This window comes from Luteimonas aquatica, from assembly GCF_022662575.1.
Lineage (GTDB): Bacteria > Pseudomonadota > Gammaproteobacteria > Xanthomonadales > Xanthomonadaceae > Luteimonas > Luteimonas aquatica.
Genome location: NZ_JALBFU010000003.1, coordinates 322,098 through 332,912 on the forward strand (window position 1 = coordinate 322,098; position 10,815 = coordinate 332,912).

The window sequence follows — 10,815 nt, forward strand, 5'->3', positions numbered from 1 at the left end:
TGCGAACACCGCGGCATCGTGATCGAGAATGCTTAAACCTTCGTGACACGAGACGGTCACGCGCGCTGCACGCCGCCTGCACGCGAGCACAAGCCCGCGTCGATGCGACATAATTCGGACATGACTCCCGCCCCCCATCCGGACCCGCTGCTGATCGCGGGCAAGCCCTACGCGTCGCGCCTGCTGACCGGCACCGGCAAGTTCAAGGACCTCGAGGAAACCCGCGCCGCCACCGAGGCCGCCGGGGCCGAGATCGTCACCGTCGCCGTGCGCCGCACCAACATCGGCCAGACCCCCGGCGAGCCCAACCTGCTCGACGTGCTGCCGCCCGAGCGCTACACCATCCTGCCCAACACCGCCGGCTGCTACACCGCCGACGACGCGGTGCGCACCTGCCGCCTGGCGCGCGAACTGCTGGACGGCCGCGCCCTGGTCAAGCTGGAGGTGTTGGGCGACCAGAAGACCCTGTTCCCGGACGTGGTGCAGACCCTCAAGGCCGCCGAGCAGCTGGTGGCCGACGGCTTCGAGGTGATGGTCTACACCAGCGACGACCCGATCCTGGCCAAGCGCCTGGAGGAGATCGGCTGCGTGGCGGTGATGCCGTTGGCCGCGCCGATCGGCTCGGGCCTGGGCATCCAGAACCGCTACAACCTGCTGGAGATCGTCGAGAACGCCAAGGTGCCGATCCTGGTCGACGCCGGCGTCGGCACCGCCTCGGACGCGGCGATCGCGATGGAGCTGGGCTGCCACGGCGTGCTGATGAACACCGCCATCGCCGGCGCCCGCGACCCGATCCGCATGGCCCGCGCCATGAAGCTGGCGGTGCAGGCCGGCCGCGACGCCTTCCTGGCCGGCCGCATCCCGCGCAAGCGCTACGCCAGCGCTTCCAGTCCGGTGGACGGCCTGATCGGGCAACCGTGATGCCGTCCGCATTCCCGCCGCCGCAGCAAGAGAGCCCCGCCCGCGTCCGCGCCGCGCGTCCGCTCGCCTGCGTCCGGGCACGCGCGGCGTGACCGATCCCTTCTCCAGCGACGGTGCCAAGGCTCCGCCCAAACCCTTCACCGCCACCCCGGGCGAGCGCCGCGTGCGCAGCTTCGTGCTGCGCCAGGGCCGCTTCACCCCGGCGCAGCAGCGCGCCTTCGACCAGCTGTGGCCGCGCTTCGGGCTCGACTACCTGGGCGAGGCGCGCGATTTCGACGGCGCGTTCGGGCGCCGCGCGCCGCGCGTGCTCGAGATCGGCTTCGGCAACGGCGAGGCGCTGCGCTACGCCGCCGCGCACGACCGCGATCGCGACTACATCGGCATCGAGGTGCACGCGCCCGGCGTCGGCCGCCTGCTCAACGCCCTGGCCGAGGACGGCAGCGACCACGTCCGGCTCTACCACCACGACGCCGTCGAGGTGCTGACCCGCGAGATCGCCGACGGCGGCCTGGACGAGATCCGCATCTACTTCCCCGACCCCTGGCACAAGAAGCGCCACCACAAGCGGCGCCTGGTGCAGCCGGAATTCGCGCGATTGCTGGTGCGCAAGCTGGCCGCGGACGGCCGCTTGCACCTGGCCACCGATTGGCGGGACTATGCGGAGCAGATGTGGGACGTGCTCGACGCCACCCCTGGACTGCGCAATCGCGCCGGCGCGCGCGGCGCCGTGCCGCGCCCGGACTGGCGCCCGCAGACGCACTTCGAGACGCGCGGCCAGCGCCTCGGCCACGAGGTCTGGGATCTGCTGTACGACCGCATGCCCCACGACGGCGCGGATCGCGGCTGAGCGGCTGACGGACGAGACATGGACAGCACCCTCGCCCTCACCACCGACATGGAGATCGTGCTCGCCCTGATCGGGCTGACGATGGTGCTGTTCCTGTTCGAGCGCGTGCGCGCCGACCTGGTGGCGCTGGTGGTGCTGGTGATGCTCGGCCTCACCGGCCTGGTGGCGCCGGAGGACCTGTTCAACGGCTTCTCCAGTAACGCGGTCATCAGCGTGATCGCCACCATGATCCTGGGCACCGGCCTGGACCGCACCGGCGCCCTCAACCGCCTCGCCGCCTGGCTGCTGCGCCGCGCGCGCGGGGTCGAGCAGCGCCTGCTGCTGCTCACCTCGGCCATCGCCGGACTGAACTCCTCGATCATGCAGAACCCGTCGGTGATGGCGCTGTACCTGCCGGTCGCCTCGCGCATCTCCTCGCGCACCGGCGTGGCGCTCTCGCGCCTGCTGCTGCCGATCGCCGCCGCCATCGTGATGGGCGGCGCGCTGACCATGGTCGGCAACTCGCCGCTGATCCTGCTCAACGACCTGCTGGTGGCCGCCAACGCCAACCTGCCCTCCGGCGTGGCCACGCTGGAGCCGCTGCAGATGTTCGCGCCGATGCCCATTGGCCTAGCGCTGCTGCTGGCCGGGCTGGCGTACTTCCATTTCTTCGGCGACAAGGAACTGCGCGGCGACATCGACAAGGGCGTCACCCCGGCGCGCACGCAGAGCTACTTCACCCAGGCCTACGGCATCGAGGGCGACGTGTTCGAGCTCACCGTCGGCGCCGACAGCCCGCTGGTGGGCATGTCGCTGGGCGAGGCGGAGGCGCTGCACGGCGCGCCGCTGCTGCTGGCGCTCAAGACCGGCAACGAATCGCGCCTGGCGCCGCCGGGCGACGCCCGCATCTGGGTGGGCAGCGTGCTCGGTGCGATGGGGCCGCGGCAGAAGGTCGCCGACTTCGCCCAGAACAACTTCCTGCGCCTGTCGGCGCGCCTGCGCGAGTTCGGCGACCTGTTCAACCCCAGCCGCGCCGGCATCTCCGAGGCGGTGGTGCCGCCGACCTCGAGCTTCATCGGCAAGACCTCGGCGCAGCTGGAGCTGCGCAAGAAGCACGGCATCAGCCTGCTGGCCATCAACCGCGACAAGGACGTGCTGCGCGACAACGTGCGCACGGTGCCGCTGCGCGCCGGCGACATGCTGGTGCTGCACAGCATCTGGCAGGACCTGGCGCAGACCGCCGCCAGCCGCGACTTCGTCGTGGTCACCGACTATCCCAAGGGCGAGCAGCGCCCGCACAAGTTCAAGATCGCGATGACGATCTTCGCGATCACCATGCTGATCGCGCTGTCCTCGCGCATTCCGACCTCGATCGCGCTGATGGCCGGCGTGGCCGGCATGCTGATCACCGGCGTGCTGAAGATGGACGAGGCCTACGCCTCGATCAACTGGAAGACGGTGTTCCTGATGGCCTGCCTGATCCCGCTCGGCTGGGCGATGGACTCCAGCGGCACGGCGGCGTGGATCGCCGGGCACACCATCGAGCGGCTGCCCGCGGGCATTCCCGTCTGGCTGCTGGAAATCGCCGTGGCGCTGCTCACCACCGCGTTCTCGCTGGTGATCAGCCACGTCGGCGCGACCATCGTGATGGTGCCGCTGGCGATCAACCTGGCGCTGGCGGCCGGCGGCAATCCGACCGGGTTCGCGCTGATCGTGGCGCTGTCGGCATCGAACAATTTCATGACCGCGTCGAATCCGGTGATCTCGATGATCACGGGGCCGGCGGATTACAGCGCCAAGGAGATGTGGCGGATCGGCGGGCCGTTGTCGCTGGTCTATACGCTGATCGTGGTGGTGATGGTGAATTTGCTCTTCTGACCCTGCTGGTCTCGCAGGCACCGTTACCTGGCCTTAGTGAAGGGCAAGATCAAAGGCGTTTCGTCCGCTGTCTCGGCCGAGTTCATTTCTTTTGATAAGCGTCAAAAGAAACGAACCAAAGAAAAACGCCTTCCCCGACACATCAGCCCCACGCCGGAAAGGCTGAGGGGATTTTCCGACTCGCCCTCCTGGCTCGGTCGGAAAATGGCGGGCATCCCTGCCCGCCACCCTCTGGGTCTGGGCAGAGCAATGGCTCACAAAGATTTGTAGAAGCAAAGCCTTCTTCCTATTCCTTCAGATTCGTCATCCCAGCGCAAGCTGGGACCCATTTTTCGCTTTTGCCTTCGTCTCTAAAGATGTCGATACGACATTGGCAATGGGAGACCCGAAGGTGTCGAGGGCCATCGGCCCGAGGGCACAGGGATGTGCGCCGTTTTTCGACCGAGCCAGGAGGGCGAGTCGAAAAATCCCGATAGCAGTCAAGTAATGGGAGTGCTTCGTCGGGGACGGCCGTTTTCTTTGGTTCGTTTCTTTTGGGCCAGCAAAAGAAATGAACTCGGCCGCGACAGCGGACGAAACGCTTTTGATCTTGCCCTGGTCGATATAACCGAATCGACAAGCAAACAAGGACTACCCTTGTTCCAGGAACACCTGCCCATCGCTCACCCGCACCGAAACCGCGCGCAGACTCTCCCCTCGACAGGGCCCCGCCACGCAATCCCCGCGCAGCAGCTCGAAGCTCGCCCCATGCGCCGCGCACACCAGCAACCCGTCCTTCGACTTCAGGAACTGCCCCGGCGCCCAGTCCAGCCGGCGCCCGGCATGCGGGCAGACGTTGAGCCAGGCGCGCACCGCGTCGCCCTCGCGGTAGAGGATCAGGGACTCCGCATCGCCGCCCAGCACCGCCTCGGCCTCGGCGAAGCCGCCGTCGGCGATCTCGGCGAGCGCCAGCAACGGCGCCGCCCCCGCCTTTAACGAACTCCTTACATCTTCGCTCATGCCGGGCCCGATACTTGGCAATCCGGCATTCTAGCCAACGCCGGATTCTTCAATCCCATTGTGTCACGACGATGTCCGCAAGCCCGATATCCAGTCTGTTTCGCCGCCTCAAGACCCGCCTCGCCACCTCCGGACTGTCGGCGCTGTTCGCGCCGCGCAAGCCGCGCCATGCCCTGCTGCGCGTGGCCTTCGGCGTGCTCGGCGTCGCGCTGCTGCTGGTGCTGCTGGTGATCGGCGTGTTCGTCGGCGCGGCGATGCTGATCGGCGGCCTGCTGCTGCGCCTGCTCGGCCAGCGCGGCAAGCCCGTCGCGCGCAAGCGCGTGGTCGACGGCGAGTACCGCGTGGTCGGCAAGAACGGCGCCGCCGCCAACGCGCGCCCGCCGATCGCCCGCCTGTCCACCTGATCGCGCTTCCCCGCGTGCCGCGCCCCGCCGAGGACGTCATCCCCGCGCCCGCGCCGCCGCGCGTGCCCGTGCGCGGCGGCGGCACGTCTCCTGCAGGAATGTTCCCGGTACGCCGCATCTATTGCGTCGGGCGCAACTTCGCCGACCACGCCCGCGAGATGGGCGCCGAGGCCCCGGCCGCGAAGGCCGAGCGCGGCACGCCGGTGTTCTTCTCCAAGCCCGCCGACGCCCTCGCGCTCGAGGGCACCGCCGTCTACCCGCCGGGCACGCAGGACCTTCACCACGAGATCGAACTGGTGGTCGCGCTCGGCCGCGACGCGCCCGCCGGCGTGCTCGCCGTCGAGGACGCGCAGGCGCTGGTGTTCGGCTACGGCATCGGCCTCGACCTCACGCGCCGCGACCTGCAGGCCGCGGCCAAGGCCAAGGGCCTGCCCTGGGATACGGCCAAGGGCTTCGACCAGTCCGCGCCGCTGAGCGAACTGGTGCCGGCCGCCGCGCTCGGCGAGCTGGCCCCGCGCACGCTGTCCCTGCACGTCAACGGCGCGCTGCGCCAGCGCTCGCGCCTGGACCAGATGATCTGGGACGTTCCCGACATCCTGCACGAGCTCTCCAGGCTCTACGCCTTGCGCGCCGGCGACCTGGTGTTCATGGGCACGCCCGCCGGCGTGGCGGCGCTGCAGCCCGGCGACGTCTGCCTCGGGCAGCTCGACGACGTCCTCGAGCTGCACTGCCGCATCATGCCCGCCGACATGCGCTGACCGCCCGCTGCGGTAAGCTTGGGCCTCCCCCACCCGCAACCTAACGAGGGCGAAGACGATGGGCATGATGAGTGAGTTCAAAGAATTTGCGATGCGCGGCAACGTCATCGATCTCGCCGTCGGCGTGGTGATCGGCGCCGCGTTCGGCAAGATCGTCACCGCGCTGGTGGAAAAGATCATCATGCCCCTGATCGGGCTGGTCACCGGCGGGCTCGACTTCTCGCGCTGGTCGGTGACGCTGCGCGAGGCCGTCGTCGACGCCGCCGGCAAGGAGACCACGCCGGCGCTGGTGCTGGGCTTCGGCGACTTCATCAACACCATCATCCAGTTCGTGGTCGTCGCCTTCGCCATCTTCCTCGTGGTCAAGGCCATCAACCGCGTGCACCGCAAGCCGGAAGAAGCCCCGGCCGCGACCCCGGAAGACGTGCTGCTGCTGCGCGAGATCCGCGATTCGCTGAAGAAGTGACGCGCAAGCGTTTCGCGCGCGGCGCCTGGCTGGCGCGAGAAAGATTCAAGTCCGGCATGACTTGCGACAGGTAACGCGGAAGCCGCGGGTTGTTAAGCTCGCGGCTTCCTTTCGTTCGAGGACACCGCAATGCGTGCACCGCACCGGATTGCGCCGACGGCCCTGCTGTTCGTCGCTTCGCTCCTGCCCGTCGCCGCCGGCGCCGCCGCGCGCGAAACGCGCATTCCCGACGACGCCCTGCAGGCCGCCGCCGAGCTGCGCGAGCGCGCGCTGGCCAGCGACCTGGGCTTCCGCATCACCGAATCGCTGACCACCGAGGTCGGCCCGCGCCTGGCCGGCGGCGAAGCCGACGCCCGCGCCGTGCAATGGGCCGAGGCCAAGTTCCGCGAACTCGGATTCGACAAGGTGTGGAAGGAACCGGTGACCTTCCCGAAATGGGAGCGCCGCAGCGAACACGCCGAGGTGCTGGGCGCCAGCCGCCAGCCGCTGTCGCTGACTGCGCTCGGCGGCAGCCCCGGCGGCACGGTCGAAGGCGAGGTGGTGCGCTTCGCCGACCTCGCCGCGCTGGAGGCGGCGCCGGCCGGCTCGCTCGCCGGCAAGATCGCCTTCGTCGACTACGCCATGCCGCGCGCGAAGGACGGCGCCGGCTACGGTCCCGGCGGCCGCGTGCGCGGCCGCGGTCCGTCGGCGGCGATCCGCGCCGGCGCGGCCGGCTTCCTGATGCGTTCGGCGGGCACCGATTCGCACCGCAACCCGCACACCGGCATCACCCGCTTCGACGACGGCCTGACGCCGGTGCCGTCGGCCGCCCTGGCCGCGCCCGACGCCGACCAGCTCAGCCGCCTGCTGCGGCGCGGCCCGACGCGCGTGCGCGTGGCGCTGGACTGCGGCTGGCACGGCACGGCGACCTCGTACAACGTGATCGGCGAAATGCGTGGCGCCAGCAAGCCCGGTGAGGTGGTGCTGATCGGCGGACACCTGGACTCCTGGGACCTCGGCACCGGCGCGATCGACGACGGCGCCGGCGTCGGCCTGACCATGGCGGCGGCCAAGCTGATCGGCGAGAGCGCCCGTCGCCCGGCGCGCACCATCCGCATGGTCGCCTTCGCCAACGAGGAGCAGGGCCTGTACGGCGGCAAGGCCTACGCACAGGCGCACGCCAAGGACGTGAAGCTGCACCAGCTCGCCGCCGAGAGCGACTTCGGCGCCGGGCGCATCTATGCCTATTCGAGCTCGGCGCCGGCCCATGCGCAGGCCGCCGACCGCCAGATCGCCGAGGCGCTGGCGCCGCTGGGCATCGAGCACACGCCGGGCAAGGGCGGCCCGGGACCGGACATCAGCCCGTTCGCGGCGCAGGGCCTGGCCTGGGCGCGACTGGCGCAGGACGGCACCGACTATTTCGACTATCACCACACGCCGGACGACACGCTCGACAAGATCGATCCGAAGGCGCTGGCGCAGAACGTCGCCGCCTATGCCGTGTTCGCCTATCTGGCGGCCTCGGCGGAAGGGGATTTCGGCAGCGAGGCGAAGCAGGTGACGCCGCCGGAGGAGTGAAGGCGTACATCGGCCGCGCGCAGGCATTGGATGGGATTTGCCATCCTTGGCGCGGCATCGCTGGATTCGGATCGTCCGGCCCCACCATCCCTGGCCGGGCGTTCGCACTCGCAGCCGATGCTTGAGGCATCGGCTAAGCGCGAGTGCTCACCCAGGTCGCGAGCAGGACGGCCGTGGCGGCGGCGACGTTGAGGCTCTCCACCGCGCCGCTGCCCGGAATCGACAGGCGCAGGTCGCAGGCCTGCGCCAGCGCCGCGTCCATGCCCTCGCCCTCCGCGCCGAGCACGTAGACCAGGCGCGTCGGCAACCTGGCGGCGAACAGGTCGTCGCCGCCGCGCACCACGGTGGCGGCAAGCGAGAACCCGGCTGCCCGCAACTGCGCGATCGCCGCTTCGGCCCCGCCCAGGCGCACCATCGGAACCGCCTCGGCGCCACCCTCGGCCACCCGCACCGCGGCGCCCGAGAGCGCCAGCGTCGACGTTTGCGGCAGCAGCAGCGCGCCAACGCCGAAGTGCGCGGCCGAGCGCAGGATCGCGCCGAGGTTGTGCGGATTGCCGACGCCGTCCAGCCATAGCGCGCATTGCGGGCCCCCCGGCAGTTCGCGCAGCCATGCCTCAAGCGGCCGCGGCGCCTCGCGCAGCACCTCGGCGACCACGCCTTCGTGGTGCGCGCTGGCCGCCAGCTTGCGCAGGTCGTCCTCTTCCACCACGCGATAGCCCACACGCTGCGCCACGCACCACTGCAGCAGCGGCTGCAACTGCGCGATGCGGGCCTGCAGCAAGTACAGCTTGCGGATCGCCTGCGGCCGCTTCGCGAACACGGCACGCACGGCATTCAACCCGTAGATGCGCAGTTCGGCATCGCGCCGGGCGCGAGGCGCCGGCGAGGCATCTCCTGGCGTCTCCCTCGACGGCTCGCGCGGCGCTCCCCAAGGCGACACGCCCGGGCGCGGCGGGTCACGACGCATCGGCAACCTCCTCCCCGTCCAGGCGCGTGCGCGTCTTCGCGAAGATGCGCAGATCGTGCAGGCGCTCGCGCTTGAGCACGGCGCAGCGCTGCGTGCCCTCCTCGACGAAACCGTTCTTGAGCAGCACCCGGGCCGAGCCGATGTTGAAATCCAGCACGCCCGCCTGCAGGCGATGCAGCCGCAGCTCGCGCATCGCCCAGGGCGCGAATACGCCGACGATCCGCGTCATCAGGCCGCGCCCCCACCAGGCGCGCCCCAGCCAGTAGCCGAACTCGGCGCTGGCGCGCCGCTCGCCGCGCCCGGGATGCACGCCGATGCCGCCCGAGGCCTCGCCGTCGATCTCGATGGCGAATACCGGGTGCTCCAGGTCGATCACGCGGCCGGCAAGGAAGGACTCGCCGTCGGCGCGGGTGTAGGGAGAGGGGAAGCGGTCGCTGACGCCGCGCGAGACCTGCGCGTCGTCGGCGTGCCGGACCAGGGCGTCGAGGTCCTCGATGCGCCACGGCCGCAGCCGGATGTTGTCCGCGATGTCGATGGGATGCCGTTGCATGTTCGCCGCCGATGGTTCGTGCCCACAGGATACGGGAAGGACGCGCCATTGCCGGCCGCGCGCGGACAGGGCCGGCGGGCATGACTTCCAGGAGGCAAAAAATGAACCGCGCCCTAGTAGATTCGCGCCCGCCCCCGCATGGGCGCCGTTCCGGCGCACTTGTCATGTCCATGTCAGCCTGACGACCGTGGGGAATTGTTAACCTCGTCGCCGAATTCAGCGCACGGCGCCCCGGCCCCATGGAGAACCGCTTGTTGGCCCCCCCAGTCGATCGCCGTCGCCGCAAGCCCCTGGCCGCCGCCCTGCTCTGCCTCGCGCTCGCCGCCTGCGGCGGCGGCGCCCCGGCCGAGAAGAACGCAGACGCGAAGAACAAGACCGTGGAAGTCGGCTACGTGGTCATGCAGCCCACCTCGGTCGCCTTGACCAGCGAGTTCAACGGCCGCGCCGTGGCCTTCGAAAGCTCGGAGGTCCGCCCGCAGGTCGGCGGCCTGGTGCGGCGCCAGTTCTTCCAGGAAGGCAGCCTGGTGCGCGCCGGCGCGCCGCTTTACCAGATCGATTCCAGCCTGTACCAGGCGGCGGTCGACCAGGCCGAGGCCGACCTGAAGAACGCCCGCGCCGCGCTCGGCGCCGCCGACGCGCTGGCGCGCCGCAACCAGGCGCTGGTCGGCTCGCAGCTGATCAGCCGCCAGGACTACGACAACGCCGCCGCCGCCGCCGACCAGGCGCGCGCCAACGTCGCGCAGCGTGAGGCCTCGCTGGCCACGGCGCGCATCAACCTGCGCTTCACCACCGTGCCGGCGCCGATCGACGGGCGCATCGGACGCTCGCTGGTGACGGTCGGCGCGCTGGTGACGCCCGACCAGGCCGCGCCGCTGGCCACGATCCAGCGCCTGGACCCGATCTACGTCGACGTGCAGCAATCGGCCCAGCAGTTGCTCGCGCTGCGCCAGCGCCTGGCCGCCGGCGACGTACAGCCGGCCGACGCCACCGCCCGCATCCTGCTGCCCGACGGCAGCGCCTATCCGCAGCCGGGCACGCTGCAGTTCTCGGAAGTGCTGGTCGACGAATCCACCGGCACGGTCACGCTGCGCATCCGCGTCCCCAATCCCGACGGCCTGCTGCTGCCGGGCATGTTCGTGCGCGCGCGCATCGCGCAGGCCACCCAGGCCGCCGCCTACCGCCTGCCGCAGGCGGCGCTGGTGCGCGGGCCGACCGGCGACGCCTTCACCTGGGTCGTCGGGCCCGGCGACCGCGCCGTGCAGCGCCCGATCACCGCCGACCGCGCGGACGGCGCCGACTGGATCGTCACCGCCGGGCTGCAGCCGGGCGACCGGGTGATCACCCAGGGCATCGCCTCGCTGCGCCCGGACACGCCGCTGCGCCCGGTCGCCGCCTCCACGCCGCAGCGCCTGCTGCCGCCCAGCTCGACGGGCTCCAAACCGGCAAGCTCCAGGCCGGCAAGCGCCGCGCCGGCGAACAAGGGCTGATC

The 10,815-nt window shown here is 70.5% G+C and carries 11 protein-coding genes; 8 read left to right on the forward strand and 3 right to left on the reverse strand.

Annotated elements, in window-relative coordinates; all coding sequences use genetic code 11:
- Nucleotides 1-120 precede the first annotated feature (120 nt).
- The 3 genes from MD221_RS10255 (at nt 121) to MD221_RS10265 (ending at nt 3,625) form a co-directional block, all read left to right on the forward strand.
- Complete coding sequence (locus tag MD221_RS10255) at nt 121-921, forward strand: thiazole synthase (protein ID WP_242111567.1); 801 nt, start codon at nt 121-123, stop codon at nt 919-921.
- Between the two features lie 88 nt (nt 922-1,009).
- On the forward strand, nt 1,010-1,768 hold the full coding sequence (gene trmB, locus MD221_RS10260; protein ID WP_242111568.1) for a tRNA (guanosine(46)-N7)-methyltransferase TrmB: 759 nt from the start codon (nt 1,010-1,012) through the stop codon (nt 1,766-1,768).
- Nucleotides 1,769-1,786: 18 nt separating this feature from the next.
- Entirely contained in the window at nt 1,787-3,625 is a 1,839-nt protein-coding gene (locus MD221_RS10265) for an SLC13 family permease (RefSeq protein ID WP_242111569.1), read from the forward strand.
- Between the two features lie 630 nt (nt 3,626-4,255).
- On the opposite strand, the gene MD221_RS10270 is transcribed toward MD221_RS10265, so the two are convergent.
- Nucleotides 4,256-4,624, reverse strand: coding sequence for a Rieske (2Fe-2S) protein (locus tag MD221_RS10270; protein WP_242111571.1), 369 nt, complete (start codon nt 4,622-4,624; stop codon nt 4,256-4,258).
- Between the two features lie 71 nt (nt 4,625-4,695).
- On the opposite strand from MD221_RS10270, the gene MD221_RS10275 reads away from it, so the two are divergent.
- The 4 genes from MD221_RS10275 (at nt 4,696) to MD221_RS10290 (ending at nt 7,809) form a co-directional block, all read left to right on the forward strand.
- Entirely contained in the window at nt 4,696-5,028 is a 333-nt protein-coding gene (locus MD221_RS10275; protein WP_242111572.1) for a hypothetical protein, read from the forward strand.
- Nucleotides 5,029-5,126: 98 nt separating this feature from the next.
- Nucleotides 5,127-5,786, forward strand: a complete 660-nt coding sequence (locus MD221_RS10280; RefSeq protein WP_242111649.1) for a fumarylacetoacetate hydrolase family protein — start codon at nt 5,127-5,129, stop codon at nt 5,784-5,786.
- A gap of 58 nt (nt 5,787-5,844) precedes the next feature.
- Nucleotides 5,845-6,252 carry a large conductance mechanosensitive channel protein MscL gene (mscL, locus tag MD221_RS10285; protein ID WP_242111574.1) on the forward strand — a complete coding sequence of 136 codons (408 nt, stop codon included), beginning with the start codon at nt 5,845-5,847 and terminating at the stop codon, nt 6,250-6,252.
- 129 nt (nt 6,253-6,381) lie between these two features.
- Entirely contained in the window at nt 6,382-7,809 is a 1,428-nt protein-coding gene (locus MD221_RS10290; protein WP_242111575.1) for a M28 family peptidase, read from the forward strand.
- A gap of 133 nt (nt 7,810-7,942) precedes the next feature.
- On the opposite strand, the gene MD221_RS10295 is transcribed toward MD221_RS10290, so the two are convergent.
- Both MD221_RS10295 and MD221_RS10300 read right to left on the reverse strand, forming a co-directional pair.
- Nucleotides 7,943-8,776: a TrmH family RNA methyltransferase gene (locus MD221_RS10295; RefSeq protein ID WP_242111578.1), complete on the reverse strand. Its 834-nt coding sequence runs from the start codon at nt 8,774-8,776 to the stop codon at nt 7,943-7,945.
- Complete coding sequence (locus MD221_RS10300; protein ID WP_242111579.1) at nt 8,766-9,326, reverse strand: GNAT family N-acetyltransferase; 561 nt, start codon at nt 9,324-9,326, stop codon at nt 8,766-8,768. Before MD221_RS10300 ends, MD221_RS10295 begins: the two co-directional genes overlap by 11 nt.
- 251 nt (nt 9,327-9,577) lie before the next feature.
- Between MD221_RS10300 and MD221_RS10305 the strand changes: the two genes are divergently transcribed.
- Nucleotides 9,578-10,813: an efflux RND transporter periplasmic adaptor subunit gene (locus MD221_RS10305; RefSeq protein ID WP_242111581.1), complete on the forward strand. Its 1,236-nt coding sequence runs from the start codon at nt 9,578-9,580 to the stop codon at nt 10,811-10,813.
- Nucleotides 10,814-10,815: the final 2 nt, after the last annotated feature.